Genomic DNA, 19,135 nt, shown 5'->3' with positions numbered 1-19,135 from the left:
ATTAAACTTATATTTCTAATTTTTTATACATACAAGAATGTTTGTTCTTATATGTGTCAATAATTATAATAGCTAAAGTATTTTAAATAGCCATAGAAGATGATAAAATAGAGGTGTAAGATGAATGATAGTACCAAAAATAATATTCACGATAAAAGCTATAAAGATCTATTTTCTAACAAAGAAACCTTTTTAAACTTAATACAAAATTTTGTTAATAATACTTGGGGTAGTCAATTAACTAAGGATAACCTAACATTAATAAATAAATCTTATATATTATCTGATTATGAAGAACAAGAATCGGATATAGTATATAAAGCAAATTTTAATGGAAACGATGTGTTTTTCTATGTTTTATTAGAATTTCAAAGTTCAGTAGATTTTAGGATGCCAATAAGGCTTTTACTTTATATGATAGAAATTTGGAGGGAAATATTAAAAAATACTAAACTTAATGAATTTAGAAGAAAGAGCTTTAGATTACCCGCTATAGTTCCAATTGTTTTGTATAATGGTAAAAAGAAATGGACTTCTTCCAAGGAGTTAAAAGATGTAATAAGTAATAGTAAAATTTTTGGAGAAAATATACTGAATTTTAAATATGAGTTTATTGATATTAATAGTTATGATAAAGAAGAGCTTTATAATAAACAAGATATTTCCTCAGCTATATTTTTACTAGATCAAAATATAGATAGAATTGAATTTTATGATAGACTTAAAGATATTATAATTCAATTTAATAAGTTATCAGGCGAAGAAAAAATGCAACTTAAACACTGGTTAGTTAATATAAATACAGAAGAATATAATTTTAAAGATAACATTGAAAAAATATTTAGTTCTAATAAAGAGGAGGTTTTGAATGTGACTTCAAATATTTCAAGAGGATTGGAAAAATTAAAAGAAGATGGAATAGAAGAAGGTAAGGCAAAAGGTAAAATAGAAGGTAAAATAGAAGGTAAGACCGAGATTTTAATTAAGCAACTTTCAAGAAAATTCAAATCATTACCTGAAGAATATATAGAAAAAATTAAAACTTTACCTGAAAGCATAGTAGAAAATATTGCAACTGATATATTTGATCTTGAATCTCTTGAGGACTTAAAAAAGTATTTTTAGAATAGCTTTTAATAAAAATACCTATAGTTAATTCATAAATTTTTGCATAAAGTTAACTGGTTATTTGGAATTGGATATATGTAAGTTTGCGTTGACTTGGAGTGAAGTTAGGTCATAAGCAAATTTACATATGTCCACTTTTTTATTCTTTAGGAAATTATAATCAAATTTGTGGATAACTTTTATAAGTATTTATAACAGTTTTTCTAAATTACTAACCAATTCGCCAATTGCTTCTACATATTGATTTACTATTCTATTAGCTAGTTCATTATACATATCTTCAGTATATATATGTGTTATAGAGCTTCTATCCTCTAGTAGGTTTATCAAAACTTTATCATCTGAAATTAAGTTATTTACGTAAGCTTTTTTAAAAATTGTACGTGGAAATGAGTTTTCTAGGGTAACTCCTAAGTATTTCATAAATTCTTTTAAAGTTTTATGAGTAAGTTCATAAGTAAATTCAAATCTTTGTATTAAACTATCTCTAATAATATCATCATGTCCATCGTATAAATCACTTACTTCCTTTAATCTACTATAAGCTTTTTTTAAGTTCATATATTTAAAATCAATGCTTCTCATAAATTGTAATTCCCTCCTGCTCAACTTGTTTTATAAATAACTCATCTTTTATTTCATTCATGTTTGAAAAATCAAATTCTAATAGGGTAGTAGTATTATTTTCTATATCATAAATAAAATCAAGTAAGTTGCTAGAATTATCATCCAAATATATTGCCAAATCTATATCACTTTTACTTAAGTTATCTTTTCTTGCCCTAGAGCCAAATAAAACTAATCTTTTTATATTAGGATGCTTTTCAGATATTTCTATAATTTCCTTTAAAATATTCTTATCTAAATTAAAATCTATATTTTCAATCAAATAATCACCTCTTATAAATATATTATATACATAAATAGGATTTTATTAAACAAATGCTTTTATTAAATTAGAATTAAATAATAGGATAAATTTATTAAAGTTATAAAAAATTAAAAATTAAAAATATGACAGGATCTATAGTATAAATTTACATTATATGGTATTATATAGGCAGTTTAACAAATAATTATTTTAAAAGGTATGTATAATATAAGATTAAAGGGGGAAAGGAATGAAAAAAATTATAATTAAATTAGCTACTATTTTATCCTTATTTTTCTTAGTTATTACAACTAATGTAAATGCAGTGGAAATTGAACCTAAAGCTGTAACGTGTTGTAATAATATGAATATTACTATTACTACAGAAAAGATAGCAGGACCTGTATATGGTTGTGTAGAACATTCAAGATGCACATATTTCTTTGTAGATGTTTATAATGTTAAGAAGTGCTTAAATTGTAATGCTATTTATTATAGAAATTATAGCTATACGTATGAAAGCCACACATATTGAGGTGAAGTTTATTAATGAAAAGAGGTATGTTAATCCTAGTTTTTTCTATTGCACTTTTTATAATTGGATGTTCATCAAAGGATATTACTGCAGAGAAAGTTTTTAACGAATTTTCTGTAGATAAAGCTATAGCAGAACAACAATATTCTAAATTATCAAATTCAGATAAGGAAGATGTAGATAAGTGCATATTAGAAGACATGAACACTATTTATAAATCCTTTGAGAATAAAGATTTATCATTAAGTGAGGCTTTTACAAACTTAAATTATTATAAGGGAATTGAAGCTATTTCTAATGAATTAGAAAACTTAAAAGATAAAATGACTATTATATCTGAATCAGAAAATAATTATAAGAAGGCAGAGGAAGAATTAACTAAAGATATTACTTATATAACATTAGAAAATGCTATAGATTTTTATAAAAAGGTAGATCCTGCATCAGAATATCATCTTGATTCTAGGAATAAAATAGAAAGCCTAAATAATGATCTATTAAACTTATCAAAGGATAATAAAATACCTAATATAGTAGATAAAGATTTATTAGAATTTTTTCAATCTACAAATCCTATTAATATAATTAGAGAATATGATATAGGCATGGTGAAAGAAAAATATATTTATGATGATGGTAGATATTTAGTTTTTAAAAATGAAATTTTAATTGATGAAGGAAATTAGCTGGAAAATGATAAATTAAGCATAAAAGTAACCAGTAAAATTACTGGTTACTTTTATGCTTAATTCATTATCAACTTTTTTATAACTGTAATAATTAATATATGATTCAAATATATTAAAAACTTTTTAAGGTACATTTAAAAACATCTTAAAAAAGAATTTAAGTCATAGTAAAATAAAAATATAATATATGAAAACAATTTCCTTAAGAAGATCAAAAAACACAAAATAATATATTTTTATTTAAAATGACTAAAATTAGGAGGATGTAAAATGGTTGAATACTTTGCAAATGTACCATATATAAAATATGAAGGAAAAAATTCTAAAAATGACTTTGCTTTCAAGTACTATAATCTAGATGAGGTTATAGGCGGAAAAACTATGAGAGAACATTTAAAGTTTACAATGTCTTATTGGCATACTTTAGCTGCTAATGGATCAGATCCATTTGGAGTGGGAACTTATCAAAAACCTTGGGACAATGAAACAGATCAAATGAAGGTAGCTAAGGCAAAAATGGAAGCAGCTTTCGAGTTAATGGACAAGCTTGGAATGGATTATTTTGCTTTCCATGATAGAGATATAGCTCCAGAAGGAAAAGATTTAGCAGAAACTAATGCTTTCCTTGATGAAATAGTTGCATATTGTAAGGAATTAATGAAAACTTATAACAAGAAACTTCTTTGGGGAACAGCAAATGCTTTTGGTAATCCAAGATATGTACATGGAGCTGCTACTACTTGTAATGCTTATGTATATGCTTATGCAGCAGCTCAAGTTAAAAAGGCTATGGAAGTTACTAAAGAACTTGGTGGAGAAAACTATGTATTCTGGGGTGGAAGAGAAGGTTACGAAACTTTACTTAACACTGATTTAAAATTAGAGCAAGACAACTTAGCTAGATTCTTACAAATGGCAGTTGATTATGCACATAAAATTGGATTTACAGGACAATTCTTAATAGAGCCAAAACCAAAAGAGCCAACAAAGCACCAATATGACTTTGACGTAGCTACAGTATTAGCTTTTTTAAGAAATTATGGTTTAGATAAATATTTCAAAATGAATATAGAAGCTAACCATGCTACACTTGCAGGACATACTTTCCAACATGAAGTTGCATTAGCAAGAATTAATGGAGTATTAGGAAGCCTTGATATAAATCAAGGAGACCCAAATTTAGGATGGGATACAGACCAATTCCCAACCAATATATATGATGCAACACTTCTTATGTACGAAGTTCTTAAAAATGGAGGAATAGGTCAAGGAGGACTTAATTTTGATGCTAAAGTTAGAAGAGCTTCTTTTGAAGTAGAAGATTTATTTCTTGGATATATAGCTGGCATGGATACTTTAGCTCAAGGTTTAAGAATTGCATACAAAATGCTTGAAGAAGGAGAATTTGAAGCTGCTGTTGCTGAAAGATATAAGAGTTTTACAGAAGGTATTGGTAAGGATATCCTTGAAGGAAAAGCAGATTTTGAATCACTAGAAAAATATGCGCTGACTAATAGTTTAATTAAAAATAAATCAGGAAGACAAGAACTTTTAGAAGCAAAATTAAATCAATATATATTTAACGAATAATGATGTAAAATAATGTAGAGGCAGTAATTGTCTCTACATTATATTTATAAGTGGTGATAAAATGATAGTTTTAGATAATAGTGATATAAAAATAAACAATAAAAAGAGAATAATTAAATTACTTTCTAAGGAAAGAGAACTTACTAAGCTGGATATATCAAGAAAACTTGATATAAGTGTTCCTACTGTAACAACAATTGTAGGAGAGCTTAAGGAAGAGGGAATAGTAGAGGAAGCTGGAATGGCAACTTCAACAGGCGGCAGAAAGCCAGTAATTATAAGGTTTTTGCCTGATTCAAGATATAGTATTGGAATTGACCTTGGAAGAAATTATGTAAGAGCTATTTTAACTAATTTAGATTCCAAGATAATTGAAGATAAAAGCAAAGAATTAGATGTTATTACTGAAAGCGAAGTCTTAAGTATTATGAAATCATTAATAGAAGATTTAATTAATTCTATGACTAATATAGAAAATAAATTATTAGGAATTGGTTTTTCTCTTCCAGGTACAGTTAACGAAAAGGAGCTTACTTTAGAAGTTGCAACAAACTTTAGACTAAAGAATATATCTTTTAAAGAAATTTATTCTTATTTTAAATTACCTATTTTTCTAGAAAATGAAGCTAATTCAGGTGCTTTAGCTGAATCTAGACTTGGTGTAGCAAGGGATTTGAAAAATCTTATTTATGTTTCAATTACAGAAGGGATAGGTGGAGGAATTCTTTTAAATAATGATATGTACAGGGGAAGGGATAGAAGAGCAGGGGAAATTGGACATATGTGCATTGCTAAAAATGGAAGGCAATGCAATTGTGGAAGAAGTGGTTGCTGGGAAACTTATGCTTCAAGCCGTGCATTAATAAAAGATTACAATGAAAATACTAAGGATAAAGTAAAAAAGATAGATGAATTAGTTCAAAGATTTATTTCTGGTGAAGATACTGCAAGTAATGTAATTGAAGAATATATAGAAAATCTTGTAGAAGGAATAGAAAACTTAATATTTATATTCAATCCAGATTATATAGTTATTGGAGGAGATATAAGTAAGCACTCAAATATTTTTAGTAGTAAACTTTCAAGTAAAATTTTTGAATGTAATGAATTTTATAAAAAAGACGATGTAAAAATATTATTTTCAGGATTACAAGATGATTCAAATATACTTGGAGCAGCTCTTATGCCTATTTTAAATAGTTTTGGTTTTTAAAATTTATAAGTAATAAAAATTAGGAAGACTCTTTTAATAAGAAATTTTCAATGGGGGATTAAAAATGAATTTTATAGGAGTAGATTTAGGTACATCATCGGTTAAAATAGTTATTATGAATGATGAAGGTCAAGTTGTATGTTCAATTGCTAAAGATTATGATGTTAGCTATCCAAAGGTTGGCTTAGCAGAGCAAGATCCTGAAGATTGGTGGAATGCTACAAGAGATGGTATAAAAGAATTAGTCAAAACTTCAAATATAAGTGGAGAAACCGTAAAAGGAATAGGATTTAGTGGACAAATGCATGGTCTCGTTATATTGGATAAAAAAGGAAATGTATTAAGACCTGCAATACTTTGGTGTGACCAAAGGACACAAGAAGAGTGTGATTATTTAAATAATGAAATTGGCCAAGATAAAATATCACAATATACAGGAAACAAAGCTTTAACAGGATTCACTGCACCAAAGCTTTTATGGGTTAAAAAACATGAAGAAGAAATATTTAATAATATAGCACATGTTCTGCTTCCAAAGGATTATATAAGATATAAGTTAACAGGAGTATTTGCAACAGATGTTTCTGATGCTTCAGGTATGCTAATGCTTGATGTTAAAGAAAGAAAATGGTCTAAGGAAATGCTTGAAATACTTGATATAAAAGAAGAAGTACTTCCTGAAATTTATGAGTCATGGGAAGTTACAGGAAAGCTTACTAAAGAAGCAGCTGAATATACTGGACTTACAGAAGAAACTGTAGTAGTAGGTGGTGCTGGAGATCAAGCTGCCGGTGCTATAGGAACAGAAATAGTTGAAAGTGGAATTTTATCAGTTGCACTTGGAACATCAGGAGTAGTTTTTGCAAGCAGTGATAAATATGAAGTTGATGAACTTAATAGACTTCACTCTTTCTGCCATGCAAATGGAAGATGGCATCAAATGGGAGTTATGCTTTCAGCTGCATCTTGCTTAAAATGGTGGGTTGAAGAAATAAATAAAGATTTAAAAGTAGAAGGCGATGCTTTTGATTTATTATTAGAAGGTGCTTCCAAATCACCTGTAGGAAGTAATGGACTTGTATTCTTGCCATATTTAATGGGAGAAAGAACACCTTATAGTGATCCTAATGCAAAGGGAGTATTCTTTGGATTAAATATTACAACTAGCAGAGAAGACATGACAAGAGCTGTACTTGAAGGTGTATGCTTTGGTCTTAGAGATTCTCTTGAAATACTTAAGAGTCTTAATGTTCCGGTAGAAGCGATTAGAGTAAGTGGAGGTGGAGCAAAGAGCCCACTTTGGAGGCAAATTTTAGCTGACATATTTGGAGTAAAAGTTCAAGTTATAAGCTCTAAGGAAGGTCCAGCATATGGTGCTGCAATACTTGCTGCAGTAGGATGTGGGCTGTATAAAAGTGTAGATGAAGCATGTAAGAGTTTTATCAATATTACAGATTCTATAAATCCGATTTCTCAAAATGTAACAAAATACAATAAGATATATGATGTATATAATAAGTTATATCCAGCTCTCAAGAAATCCTTTGATGAAATAAGTAAACTTCAGTAATATAAAGACCTAAGGTTTGAAAATGCCTTAGGTCTTTATGGTAGTTAAGATTCATAGCAATGCAAGAGAAATTAATAACGATTTATATTAGTTTATAGCTATGAGTGTAAGGAAAGTCCTTTTAGGTTAATAGGCTAGTAGTTTATACACTAAGGCATTTAAATTTATTAAGGTCTATAACACTTAATTTATAGATGAATATAATAACCTATAATCCTTTGGGCTAATACCAACAAATTTTTTAAAAGTTTTTGTAAAATGGCTTTGATCAATGAAGCCAAGAGATACATATATATCAGCAAAAGATTTTTCTCCAGTTTGGATAAGTTTTTTGGCTTCTTCTATTCTTTCTTTTTGAATGTATTCAGTAATTGATATACCTACTTCTTTTTTGAATAAATAAGATATATAACTAGAGTTTACAGATAAATGACCTGCTATTTGAGACAAAGATATTTTTTTATATAAATTTTGATCTATATAGGTGATACATTTTACTATAGAAATAGGATAGTTACTAAATTTAATTTTATGGACTCTTTCAGCATAATCTAGAAACATCTTTCCATATAAATTATATATATCTACAATTACATTACATTCTTCTACTGTCTGTATATAAAAATCACTAAGATTTAGAGCTAATTCCCAATCCAACCCACCATCAATAGCAGCATGAGATACTAATGAAGTAAAGCTAATAAATATATTTTTTTCATTTCTTAAAGGATTCTTAGAGTGAACTCCCTTATTTCCATCGATATTATTTTCAGATTTAGTGAATTCTTGTAGTTTTTCTAAATTTCCTTCTCTTATCCAATTCAGTAGTTGTATTTCATATAGTTGAGAATGATGTGTGGTGATTTCTTTTTTGTTTTTAGAGTTAAGTAGATTAAAATCGTCATTTTCTCTAAATTCTATATTAATAAACATCTGATTTTTTTCTAGTAAATCAAGTACATCTAATTTATAATCGTAAATTGAATTATAAAGTAATAATGCTAATTCTGCAAAACTGTTAAAATCCATGATTATTAGATGGGCGTAATATTCAATTAACTTTTTTCTATCCTTAGCCAAAATGTCAAAATCTCTAATAAGCGAGTCAATAGATTTAGAGTCAATCTCAGAGGAAATAGTAGGTCCAATTAATAAAGTTCCCTCAAAGTTATCAAAGGTACATAATTTAATAGAAAAATAGTTTTCATAGTATTTTGTTGATCCTAATTTTAAAAAAATCTTGTTATTAATAGTAAGAAATTCTTTTAATATATCTAAATTACCTTGATATAAAGGATTATATGTATAACCATAGGAGTATTCAAATAATATATTATAGTCTTTATCGAAGAAATATATAGGGATTTTGAGCATTCCAAAAATTCTTTTACAAACATATCTAATATCATCTAGTGTTTTAGTAGAAATCATTTTAATCCTCCTAAATCTAATAACTTGTAATATCTATAAATATTATATCATATGAGTGAAAATTTAATTAAATATATACAAAAAAATATATATAATACAATTATTATTTTGTGAAAACATTTAAAATTATAGAATGGAACTATAAGGTAAATAAGATTTTAATTAGTATAATGTGGGTCATATTTATAGCTAATATATTTGCAACTATAGTTGTTAAAATATATGATTCAAGAATTAGTTTAGTAATATTGACATTAACATTAATGTTACAAGATTATCTTTTAATCAAAAAAAGTACATATATGAATAAAAAAAGAAATTAAAATTATTAAAAAGTTCTTAGCGAATAAAAAGGAGTAAAACATTGAAAAGTAGAACGAAAAACCTTATATCTAATGAAGAAATTGAGAAACTAGTTAGAATTAACTTTGGTGAAGAATGTAAAATCGGAAATATAAGAGAACTGTCAGGTGGTATGTTTAATTCAGCTTATAGTATTGAAAGAATTATAGAAAAAGATAAAATAGTTTTAAAAGTTTCAGTAGCTGAAAGTGCTCCAATTTTAAGCTATGAAAAAGATATTATGAAAACAGAGATAGAAGTTTATAGAATAGTACATGAAAAAACTAATATTCCTGCTCCATATATTTTAGCATACGATTTTAGTAGAAATCATATAAACAGCAACTATTTTTTCATGACAACCGTGGAAGGAAAGCCTATGAATAGGGTTCTTAAAAACATTAGTAAAGATAACTTTGAGGCAATTAAAATTAAGTTAGCGTCTTATTTTGCTCAGCTGCATAGAGTAAAAGGCAATTATTTTGGGTACTTTACTACTAATGAAGAATTGCAATTTACTTCATGGAAAGAAGCGTTCATAAATATGTTTTCTATGATACTAAAAGATGGAGAGAAAAGAAGGGTTAAACTTCCCTATGAAAGAATGGATAGTATATTAAAAGAAAAATCTGTCTATTTAGAAGAAGTAAAAGAATCTAGCTTAGTAGATTATGCTTTATGGGCGGGAAATGTGTTTCTTAAAAAGAATGGAGAAAATTATGATATTGAAGCAATTATTGATTTCGAACGTGCTTTTTGGGGGGATCCATTAGCTGATTTCCCGCCAGCTTTTCAGTTAATAAAAGATATTAAAAAGGAAGAGCAGTTTTGGGATGCTTATACAACCGAAATGAAAATAGATAAGGTCTTAAAAAAAGAAGATGAAATACGGTTACTATTATATAAACTTTATATATTTTCAATTATGGCTGTAGAAACTTATAGATATAACTATTTTTATGGACAACTTCAAAAAAGATATGCGAAAAGTATAATTTTAAGATCTCTAAAGGAATTAGAAAATATATGAATAAGAGGCAATTCGTTTTTGAATTGCCTCTTATTCATATATATTTTTTTATATTTGTAGGAATAGTTACTATGAATTCAGAACCATTATTTAATTCACTTTTCACTTCTATTTTACCATTATGAAGCATTAATATTTTATAAACTAATGCAAGACCTAATCCATTTCCTTCTATAGATCTAGATTTATCTCCTTGATAAAATTTTTCGAAAATATGTTTTTGTGTTTCAGAACTCATACCTATCCCTGTATCAGATATGTGTACTTGTATAAAATTTTCTTTATTTACGATATTAATGCGTATTAGCCCATTAGCAGGTGTAAACTTTATAGAATTAGAGAGTAGATTTAACCAAACTTGCATCATTAAGTCTTCATCAGCATATAACATAGTTTTAGGAAGCTCTAGTTCTAAACTTATGTCTTTATCTGTCCAAGCTTTTTCTAAATAAAGTAGAGCATTACGTATCTGCTCATCTAAACGGTAAGTTGCAAATTTAGTAATTTTATCCTGATTTTCAAGCTTTGAAAGCTTTAAGATGTTTGAAGATAGTATACTAAATTGCCTTGCGCTATCAAGAATCATTTGAGTATACAGTAATCTTTCTTCATCAGGAAGATTTTTTTCTTGTAGTAAAACAGCATATCCTTCTATAGCAGCTATAGGAGTTTTAAATTCATGGGAAATATTAATAATGAAGTCATTTCTCATAAGTTCAATACTAGATAAATCATTAGCCATTTGATTAAAGTTTTTAATAGTATCATCTATTTCCTTAATTTGACTGTCTGAATGAAGTTTAACATCAAAATTACCGTTTGCTATTTCTTTTGCTGCCAAATTTAATTTTGTTATAGGAAACAATAATCTCTTACCTACCAAGGATGAGATAGTTGTTCCTATAATAACACTAAGAAAAAGTACAGTAATTATGGTAAAAGACAAGTTGATTTCTAGTCTAGAAAAAAAATCAGTATTTATTGAGAATAATACTATTATATAGATAATGGCCGCAGTTAGAAGAAGTATTCCCATTACTGAAAGTACAAAATATTGCCATAATGTTGTTTTTTTTATTCTCATAAATCTATTCATTTTTCACCACTTTATACCCTAACCCATGAACTGTTACTATTTTGAAATCTTTGTTATCTTTAAGCTTCTCTCTTAATCTATTGATATGTACATCTACAGTGCGCTCTTCTGAATCATTGTCTAATCCCCATATTTCATCCATCAGCTTTTGTCTGGTAAAAGTTTTATCAGGATAAGACATTAACTTATATAACACATAAAATTCTTTTTGAGGTAAAATAGTTGCCTCATTATTATAGGTTACAGATAATTCATCATAAGTTAAACAAGTATTCCCAAATTCAATTTTATGTTCTGAAACTATCTTAGACCTTCTTAAAAGGGCATGAATTCGTAATATCATTTCATTAAGATCAACTGGTTTAACCATATAATCATCTGTACCTACTAAAAAACCTTGTTTCTTATCTTCGAAAGTGTCTTTAGCAGTTATTATCAATATAGGAATGGAAGCGTCAACATCTCTTATTAATTGTATAAATTCATAACCATCCATATTTGGCATCATTATATCTGAAATAATCAAATTGACATGGTTATGTTCAAGTACTTCTAAAGCTGCTGTGCCATCAGAAGCAGCTAGTGGATTAAAATTGTTTTTTGTAAGAATAGTACAAAATAAATGTTGCAATTTTAAGTCATCTTCAACAACTAAAATATTTATCATGAAAGCCTCCTAGTATATATAAAATTTATTATTTACTTAATAGTATCATAATAATATTAAGTATTTTTAAATTTAAAATTATATAATGATTGAGACTTAATAAAAAGTTTAAAACTAGTTGATATACTAACTCCTGTAGTAAGAATTTACAAACTATTTGCAAATATAGCTAACAATAAATTAAAAAACACTACTTATATCATAGAAAATAAAATCAAAAATAAATAGATCAGGAGTATAGAAAATATGAAATTATCGAAAAGAAATTTAAACAAAAAAACAAAAATATTATTATCTATAGCAATACTTATTGTGATAATAGGAGGAACTGTTTTAGGTAATTTAACAATTTATTTAGAAGATAAAAATTATAAACCTGCTGAGAATAATGAAGATTTTAGAGTGGCACTTTCTGTAAGTCCCTTCTCAGGAGAGGCATTTGATAAGAGTTATAATTATGAGGCTGGAGATCTCATAGCATCTAATCGTGAAGAATTAGAAAAAATGTATATTAAATCTGGTGCTACAGAAATGTATGCAAGAATAGCAACTAAAAGATACCCTACTAATGATAACATTGTAAATGGCGAAGAGGATTCAAATGCTAACTTTCATACTTTAGAACAAGGTATTGAATTAAGTAGATTAGCAGCTAAGTTAGATATACCAATTAATCCTGAGATTATGCTGGCGTACACTTACATGGATATGGACAGGCAACAAGCCCCTAATTTTGAAGAGTATCCAGAAATATATGCCCTTCAGAACAGAAAAAGCTGGGAAGAATTAACATTGGAAGAAATGATCCCGATTCTTGAGACTTATGGAAAATTTGTAGGTATGGAAATTTTAAAGACCGGCGCGACTGTTGAAAACTGGAATATAGGAAATGAAGCAAACTTTGGATTTGCTGGGGTAAGTGTGGGGTTAAAAACTGAAGTAAACAATAAATTAGAAAAAGTATCTAGTGGAATTAAAAATATATTGCCTATATTAGGTACTAATTGGCTTAAGGATAATGTGTGGAAGTACAATGGACAGCAGATGGGAGCAATCGCAAAGGGGATAAAAGCGGCATATAAAGAATTGGGAATAGATTCTAGTAATATTAAATTTTCAACACATATAGCTACAGTAGTTGCAACAGTTCATAATGCAGTAACATACTTCAATACTTTAAAAGAAAATGGGTTTCCTATAGATGTTGCAGGAATTAGTTTTTATCCAAGTGCACCAGGTGTTTATATTAATAAGATGACTATGTTCAAAAAGATGGTCACAGAAATTAATAAAAAATGCAATCTTCCAGTATTCATTGCTGAATTTTCATATCCATCAGGAGAGGTGTCTGGACCATATGCTGGATGGTCAAAAACAGTAAAGGGTTATGAACATAATGAAGAAGGACAATCTGCCATATATATGGACGTTATAGAGTGGGGAAAGACTCATGGATTAGCTGGAATAAGATACTGGGCACCTGATTATAGAGGATGGGATAGTATGTCTATGTTTAATTATACAAATGAGGGTGCTACAGCTAAAGAAATATTATTAAAATCACTTGATGATAATAGAAATTAAATAAATTTTGGGATTATTCAAAGGAGGCCATTAAATGAAGATTGCAATAGTTACAGACAGTTCATGTGATATAGATTATAAATTATTAAAGAAATATGATATTGAAGTTATTCCTCTTAGAGTAATATATAAATCTGGTGAATATAAGGATGGCTTAGATATAAAGCCTATGGAAGTTTATAGGAGATTATCGGAGGAAATTCCTAAAACTTCGCTACCTGCTCCTAATGATGTCCTAAATAAATTTAAGGAATTGAAAAATTCAGGATACACGCATATTCTAGCAATTACAATATCATCTGGATTAAGTGGAACCTATAATATGTTTAAACTTTTAGCAGAGGAATTAGAGGGAGTTAATATTGAAGTTGTTGATTCAAAGACTCTTTCAATGGGATTAGGTTTTTTAGTTATAGAAGCTGCTAAAATGATAAAGAATAATATAGCTTATGATGACATAATTAAGAAAATAAATGATTTGAAGTCTAAGATGAAGATACTATATGTTGTAGATACATTAGAGTATTTAAAGAAAGGTGGGAGGATAGGACTTGTTGCATCCTCTATAGGAAGTGTTCTGAATATAAAGCCTATCATATCTGTAAATGAAGAGGGGAAATATTATATTTACTCTAAAGCAAGGGGGAATGTGAAGGCTATCAAAAGTATTTTAGAAGTACTTTTTTCGTCGCTTGATAATGTTAAGATGAATGTTGCAGTTATGCATGGAATGGCGCAAGATAAGGCAAATGAAATATATGAGAAAATAAAGATACATAATAATGTAACTTCAATATATATGAGTGAGATAAGTCCATCATTGGGGGTTCATACAGGTCCAGGTTTAATAGGACTAGTTTTTCACCCAGTATAAAATTTATATCAAAGTAAAGTAAAGATAAAAGGAGTGTCGTAGAATGATTTAAATTTAATCATTTTGACACACTCCTTAAAATTTAATAGATTACTATTTAGTATTTAAAAAATTAATTTAGTTTTTAATTAAAAACAATAATGAATACAAAAATAAAAAAAAGTACAATAAAAATTCAGTGCTATAGATTAGTATGAAGATAAGATTTTATAAAGGATTAAAGAATTATAAACTAAATGTAGAATAAGGGGGAATAGATTTTAATACATGTGTAATCGTATGCTTAAGTAGTTTTTAATAAGAGAAGTTTCAATATTATAAAAACAAAAATACGGATTTATAAAAATAATTTAAATTTTAATAAAAATAGAGACTTTCATCTAAAATAAGATAGGAGATTTTATAATGGAATTTTTTAAAGGAATTTTAAGTAAAAAGATTTTTAACTCACGTGTTAACGCACAAGATACTACAGGAAAAGAACGCTGGCTTGGGTATTTACTTGGACCTGCTGGAGCTTTATTACTTAATGCGGTTTTAGCAACTTATTTAAATGTGTATTATACAGACGTTTTAGGGTTAACTTCAATATGGGGAGGAGCATTTTTGGTTATTTTTCCTATTGTTTCTCAGGTAATCAATGCAATAGTAAATATAGTTATGGGTTATGTAATCGATAGAACAAGAACAAAACAAGGAAAGGCAAGACCCTGGATATTATTTTCTGCTCCAGTAATCACAATTTCAGGAATACTTTTATTTGCTGTTCCAGAAATGAGTACAACTCTAAAAGTTATATGGATTATTTTTTCATATAATCTTTTTTACTCTTTCGCATTTACTATATTTAGTATGAGTCATAATTTGATGGCGCCGCTATCAACTAGAGATACTACTCAAAGAGGAAAACTTTCAGTGTTTAATCAGATTGCAACAATTATGATGAGTGGTATAATTGTTGCCCTTGTATTTCCAACAGTTATTATGCCTAAGGTTGGTATAGATAAAGGTAATTGGATAACTATTATGAGTGTAATTTCTTTTATTGCATTACCTTTAACACTCTTGGAATATTATTATACTAAGGAACGTGTAACAGAAGAAAGTGTGGGTAAAGAACAAGAAAATATTTCTTATAAGAGGCAGCTTAAAGTAATATTTAAAGATAAATATATGGTAATTATTTTTGCATATTTTCTAATTTATATAATGGGATCAAACTTGAAAAATCTTAGCCTTGTTTATTATTGCAACTATGTTTTAGGAACTTATAATGATGGGGTAACACAAAGTATGCTTTCTATCATTGGGGGAATACCAATGGGAATAGGCGTTTTTGTAGTTTGGCCACTAGCAAAGAAATTTGGTAAAAGAAATCTTACAGTTGCTGGATTTATATTATATGCAGTCGGAAGTATAATTTGCTGGATTTTCCCAAGTAATATGATAATTGTTTTAATAGGTCAGTTTATAAAAAATATTGGGGGACTTCCATGTGCATATGTAATCATGGCATTGTTTGCTGATACTTTGGATCACATAGAGTGGAAAGTAGGCTTTCGCTGTGATGGTATAGCTATGTCAGTTTATAATACCATTGCTGTTACAGCTGGTGGGATTTGTATTGGGATTTTCAATGGTATTTTATCCTTTGCTGGATACGTTTCACCTTATTATGACCAACAGGAAGCTTGATAGCTGTTCAAACAGAAACAGTAAAAAATGTTATAACATTTAGTTTTGTCGGATTGGAAACAATAACTAGTATTATTATGATTATTTTACTTTTATCATTGAACGTTGAAAAAGATATTATAAAAAAACAGGAAGAAATTAAAATGCGTAGGGAGATGGAACTATGTTAAAAATATCTGCTTTAAAAGTAGAAAATCTCAGCGAAAACTGTATTACAGATAGACAACCTAATATATCGTTCGGACTTGAGTCTAGTTTAAAGGAAGAAGCATTAAAAAAAGCTACCATAACAGTAGGTAACTGGACTTATGAAACCACCAATCAAATTAACAATATATATACTGGAGATCTAAAACCATTTACTAAATATGATGTACACATAAAAGTAGAGGGTAAAAGTAGGGAACTTGCGGAGTCTATAACATCTTTTATGACTGGGAGAATGGGTATGCCGTGGAAAGGAAAGTGGATTACTGATGGGAGTTATGATTTCCCAGATAAAGAATCACCTGTTCCAATGACCTTTTGTCATAAGTTTGATGTGAAAAAGAAAATTACTAGAGCATGGATTACTTCCACTGCTTTAGGGATTTATGAGTTAATGATAAATGGAGAAAAGGTAGGTGAAGATTACTTTGCACCGGGATTTACCTCATATGACCATCAGATACAGTATCAGACATATGATATTACAGCAATGCTTGAAAGATCTAATCTCTTAATTGCAATAGTAGCAGGAGGATGGGCGGTAGGAGCATTTAATTATGTAAGAAAGAATAAGATTAATGCAGACAGACAAGCGCTTCTTTGTGAAATACACATAGAATATGAAGATGGAACTAGTGAGGTTATAGGTACTGATGATAATTGGAAAGTAACGGAAGATGGCAATTATCGTATGGCAGAATGGTATGATGGGGAAACCTATGATGCTAGGGTAGATTTGGATAAACTTGTTTGGAGACAAGCAACAGTAACTCAAACTACAAAGAATCCTAACATTGTTGCCCAATATGGAAATTCTGTGAAAGCACAGGGAATTATGAAACCAATATCTTCCACAATAGCACCTAGTGGTGAAGTTATATATGATTTTGGACAGAATTTTGCTGGAGTAATAAATGCAAAGATATTTGGGCGAAATTCTCAAAGGATTGTTTTTAGGCATTCTGAAGTTATTGCGGATGGAGAACTGTTTGTAAAATCGTTGAGAACAGCAAAAGCTACGGCAACTTATATTTGTATAAATGGTGAGCAGACTTATTCACCAAGATTAACATATATGGGATTTAGATATGTAGGTGTAAAAGGAGTAGATCCTAAAGATATAGAGCTTGAAGCTTTTGTTTTACATTCAGATTTTGAAGAAATAGGAAGTTTTGAATGCTCAAATGAACTTATAAATAAACTTAATAGTAATATCAGATGGGGAGGAAAATCTAATTTTGTAGATATACCAACTGATTGTCCACAACGAGATGAACGTCAAGGGTGGACTGGTGATATTGCAGTTTTTGCTTCAACTGCTTGTTATAATTTTGATATGAGTAGATTTTTAGATAAATGGTTAGTTGATGTAAAATCAGAGCAAGGTTTTGGAGGTGGTATTCCAATGGTTGTTCCTAGAGCTGGAGATAATTGGCCACCATTAGCAAATTCTTGCTGGGGAGATAGCTGTATTCTTGTCCCTTGGGCTGAATATCTTGCTAGAGGAGATATTCAGTTTCTTAGTAGACAATATGATACAATGAAAAAATTTCTTAAAGCAGCTAAGAGATGGTCAGCTTTTCTATCATTCACTCCTAATAGTCGTTATATTTGGCGTTTCCCATTTCATTTTGGAGATTGGTGTGCCCCAGGAGAAACTACTAAACAGTGGCTGAAGAAAGGGAAATGGGTTGGTACTGCTTATTTTGCAAATTCTTGTGCAATTGTCGCACAGATTGCAGAATTACTTGGGAAAAAAGAAGATGCTGAATACTATCGTAATCTAAGAGATAAAATTATTAAAGCATATCGTAAGGTATTTACTGATGGAAAAGGAACACTGAAAAATGAGTTTCAGACAGCCTATGTACTCCCACTTCACTTTAACATGGTAGAAGGAGATGAAAGAAAGGTCATGACGAAGAATCTTGACAGGCTTATTAAGGAAGCTGGTAATCATCTTACCACAGGTTTTACAGGAACTCCATATATTTTATTTGCACTATCTGATAATGGATATACGGAGGCTGCATATGACTTGTTACTTCAAGATACTTGTCCCTCTTGGCTTTATGAGGTTAAAGCTGGAGGAACTACAATTTGGGAAAGATGGGATGCACTTAGGCCGGATGGCACAGTAAATCTTGGAGAAGTTAAAGAGGGAAAGTCTGAAGAAGAATCATCAGGGGGAATGGTATCGTTTAATCATTATGCTAATGGAGCAGTTGGTGATTGGCTATATAAACGTATCGCTGGGATAGAGCCTACTAGTGGAGGATATAAAACTTTTAAGATTGAACCAATTATAGGAGGCGAACTTACTTGGGCAAAAGGAAGTGTTAGAACTCCTTATGGATTGGTCTTATCTGAATGGAATATAGAAAGTAAAAAGTTCTCAATTAGTATTGAGGTTCCAGTATCAACAAGTTGTACTCTTGTTTTACCTAATGGAGAAAATCATATATTAATGAGTGGAAGATATAGTTATAGCTGCAATTGTTAAATAACATATAGGTTAAAAACTTAAAGATGATTTTTGTTTTACAAAGATCATCTTTTTGAAGATTTAGCATTTATAAAATATTAAAAGTAAGGAGAAAAAAATGAAACCTG

At 28.9% G+C, this 19,135-nt stretch carries 17 protein-coding genes; 12 read left to right on the top strand and 5 right to left on the bottom strand.

Going from position 1 to position 19,135, the window contains the following annotated elements; genetic code table 11:
* Positions 1 to 120 precede the first annotated feature (120 nt).
* Positions 121 to 1,125, top strand: coding sequence for an Rpn family recombination-promoting nuclease/putative transposase (locus A500_RS00430; protein ID WP_016205628.1), 1,005 nt, complete (start codon positions 121 to 123; stop codon positions 1,123 to 1,125).
* Positions 1,126 to 1,317: 192 nt separating this feature from the next.
* Here the strand turns inward: A500_RS00430 and A500_RS00425 are convergent, their stop codons facing one another.
* Together A500_RS00425 and A500_RS00420 are read right to left on the bottom strand one after the other, a co-directional pair.
* Positions 1,318 to 1,713, bottom strand: coding sequence for an HI0074 family nucleotidyltransferase substrate-binding subunit (locus A500_RS00425; protein ID WP_016205627.1), 396 nt, complete (start codon positions 1,711 to 1,713; stop codon positions 1,318 to 1,320).
* Positions 1,700 to 2,017, bottom strand: coding sequence for a nucleotidyltransferase domain-containing protein (locus tag A500_RS00420; RefSeq protein WP_016205626.1), 318 nt, complete (start codon positions 2,015 to 2,017; stop codon positions 1,700 to 1,702). Before A500_RS00420 ends, A500_RS00425 begins: the two co-directional genes overlap by 14 nt.
* A gap of 232 nt (positions 2,018 to 2,249) precedes the next feature.
* Here A500_RS00420 and A500_RS00415 point away from each other — a divergent pair, with 232 nt between their 5' ends.
* From A500_RS00415 to xylB, 5 genes are all read left to right on the top strand, one after another.
* A complete protein-coding gene (locus A500_RS00415) occupies positions 2,250 to 2,534 on the top strand; it encodes a hypothetical protein (protein WP_016205625.1) in 285 nt (94 codons plus the stop codon).
* Between the two features lie 14 nt (positions 2,535 to 2,548).
* On the top strand, positions 2,549 to 3,220 hold the full coding sequence (locus A500_RS00410) for a hypothetical protein (protein WP_016205624.1): 672 nt from the start codon (positions 2,549 to 2,551) through the stop codon (positions 3,218 to 3,220).
* A gap of 273 nt (positions 3,221 to 3,493) precedes the next feature.
* A complete protein-coding gene (gene xylA / locus A500_RS00405) occupies positions 3,494 to 4,813 on the top strand; it encodes a xylose isomerase (protein WP_016205623.1) in 1,320 nt (439 codons plus the stop codon).
* A 61-nt stretch (positions 4,814 to 4,874) separates the two neighbouring features.
* On the top strand, positions 4,875 to 6,026 hold the full coding sequence (locus tag A500_RS00400) for an ROK family transcriptional regulator (RefSeq protein ID WP_016205622.1): 1,152 nt from the start codon (positions 4,875 to 4,877) through the stop codon (positions 6,024 to 6,026).
* A 64-nt stretch (positions 6,027 to 6,090) separates the two neighbouring features.
* The gene (gene xylB, locus A500_RS00395; RefSeq protein WP_016205621.1) at positions 6,091 to 7,596 is read left to right on the top strand and encodes a xylulokinase; all 1,506 of its coding nucleotides are present in this window, start codon (positions 6,091 to 6,093) and stop codon (positions 7,594 to 7,596) included.
* A 183-nt stretch (positions 7,597 to 7,779) separates the two neighbouring features.
* Here the strand turns inward: xylB and A500_RS00390 are convergent, their stop codons facing one another.
* Positions 7,780 to 9,027 (bottom strand): helix-turn-helix domain-containing protein, encoded by a 1,248-nt coding sequence (locus tag A500_RS00390; protein ID WP_016205620.1) that lies wholly within the window; start codon positions 9,025 to 9,027, stop codon positions 7,780 to 7,782.
* Between the two features lie 110 nt (positions 9,028 to 9,137).
* On the opposite strand from A500_RS00390, the gene A500_RS20220 reads away from it, so the two are divergent.
* A complete protein-coding gene (locus A500_RS20220; RefSeq protein ID WP_157453587.1) occupies positions 9,138 to 9,350 on the top strand; it encodes a hypothetical protein in 213 nt (70 codons plus the stop codon).
* Positions 9,351 to 9,391: 41 nt separating this feature from the next.
* Entirely contained in the window at positions 9,392 to 10,399 is a 1,008-nt protein-coding gene (locus A500_RS00385) for a phosphotransferase family protein (protein ID WP_016205619.1), read from the top strand.
* 34 nt (positions 10,400 to 10,433) lie between these two features.
* Here A500_RS00385 and A500_RS00380 read toward each other — a convergent pair whose 3' ends face one another.
* Both A500_RS00380 and A500_RS00375 read right to left on the bottom strand, forming a co-directional pair.
* Entirely contained in the window at positions 10,434 to 11,495 is a 1,062-nt protein-coding gene (locus tag A500_RS00380; protein ID WP_016205618.1) for a HAMP domain-containing sensor histidine kinase, read from the bottom strand.
* Entirely contained in the window at positions 11,488 to 12,162 is a 675-nt protein-coding gene (locus A500_RS00375; RefSeq protein WP_016205617.1) for a response regulator transcription factor, read from the bottom strand. Before A500_RS00375 ends, A500_RS00380 begins: the two co-directional genes overlap by 8 nt.
* A gap of 246 nt (positions 12,163 to 12,408) precedes the next feature.
* Here A500_RS00375 and A500_RS00370 point away from each other — a divergent pair, with 246 nt between their 5' ends.
* From A500_RS00370 to A500_RS00355, 4 genes are all read left to right on the top strand, one after another.
* Positions 12,409 to 13,746 carry a glycosyl hydrolase 53 family protein gene (locus tag A500_RS00370; protein ID WP_016205616.1) on the top strand — a complete coding sequence of 446 codons (1,338 nt, stop codon included), beginning with the start codon at positions 12,409 to 12,411 and terminating at the stop codon, positions 13,744 to 13,746.
* 34 nt (positions 13,747 to 13,780) lie between these two features.
* Positions 13,781 to 14,620: a DegV family protein gene (locus A500_RS00365; protein ID WP_016205615.1), complete on the top strand. Its 840-nt coding sequence runs from the start codon at positions 13,781 to 13,783 to the stop codon at positions 14,618 to 14,620.
* A 405-nt stretch (positions 14,621 to 15,025) separates the two neighbouring features.
* Positions 15,026 to 16,315, top strand: a complete 1,290-nt coding sequence (locus tag A500_RS00360) for an MFS transporter (RefSeq protein WP_016205614.1) — start codon at positions 15,026 to 15,028, stop codon at positions 16,313 to 16,315.
* 163 nt (positions 16,316 to 16,478) lie between these two features.
* Positions 16,479 to 19,025: a family 78 glycoside hydrolase catalytic domain gene (locus A500_RS00355; protein ID WP_016205613.1), complete on the top strand. Its 2,547-nt coding sequence runs from the start codon at positions 16,479 to 16,481 to the stop codon at positions 19,023 to 19,025.
* Positions 19,026 to 19,135 lie beyond the last annotated feature (110 nt).

Origin of the sequence: Clostridium sartagoforme AAU1, assembly GCF_000401215.1 — a bacterium.
Lineage (GTDB): Bacteria > Bacillota > Clostridia > Clostridiales > Clostridiaceae > Clostridium > Clostridium sartagoforme.
Note: the sequence above shows the minus strand (reverse complement) of the source record. Positions and strands in the feature narration are given on the sequence as shown.

Coding starts and splice junctions, on each gene's coding strand:
- A500_RS00430 (WP_016205628.1), top strand. CDS start 121: ATGAATGATAGTACCAAAAATAATATTCACGATAAAAGCTATAAAGAT.
- A500_RS00425 (WP_016205627.1), bottom strand. CDS start 1,713: ATGAGAAGCATTGATTTTAAATATATGAACTTAAAAAAAGCTTATAGT.
- A500_RS00415 (WP_016205625.1), top strand. CDS start 2,250: ATGAAAAAAATTATAATTAAATTAGCTACTATTTTATCCTTATTTTTC.
- A500_RS00410 (WP_016205624.1), top strand. CDS start 2,549: ATGAAAAGAGGTATGTTAATCCTAGTTTTTTCTATTGCACTTTTTATA.
- xylA (WP_016205623.1), top strand. CDS start 3,494: ATGGTTGAATACTTTGCAAATGTACCATATATAAAATATGAAGGAAAA.
- A500_RS00400 (WP_016205622.1), top strand. CDS start 4,875: ATGATAGTTTTAGATAATAGTGATATAAAAATAAACAATAAAAAGAGA.
- xylB (WP_016205621.1), top strand. CDS start 6,091: ATGAATTTTATAGGAGTAGATTTAGGTACATCATCGGTTAAAATAGTT.
- A500_RS00390 (WP_016205620.1), bottom strand. CDS start 9,027: ATGATTTCTACTAAAACACTAGATGATATTAGATATGTTTGTAAAAGA.
- A500_RS00380 (WP_016205618.1), bottom strand. CDS start 11,495: ATGAATAGATTTATGAGAATAAAAAAAACAACATTATGGCAATATTTT.
- A500_RS00375 (WP_016205617.1), bottom strand. CDS start 12,162: ATGATAAATATTTTAGTTGTTGAAGATGACTTAAAATTGCAACATTTA.
- A500_RS00370 (WP_016205616.1), top strand. CDS start 12,409: ATGAAATTATCGAAAAGAAATTTAAACAAAAAAACAAAAATATTATTA.
- A500_RS00365 (WP_016205615.1), top strand. CDS start 13,781: ATGAAGATTGCAATAGTTACAGACAGTTCATGTGATATAGATTATAAA.
- A500_RS00360 (WP_016205614.1), top strand. CDS start 15,026: ATGGAATTTTTTAAAGGAATTTTAAGTAAAAAGATTTTTAACTCACGT.
- A500_RS00355 (WP_016205613.1), top strand. CDS start 16,479: ATGTTAAAAATATCTGCTTTAAAAGTAGAAAATCTCAGCGAAAACTGT.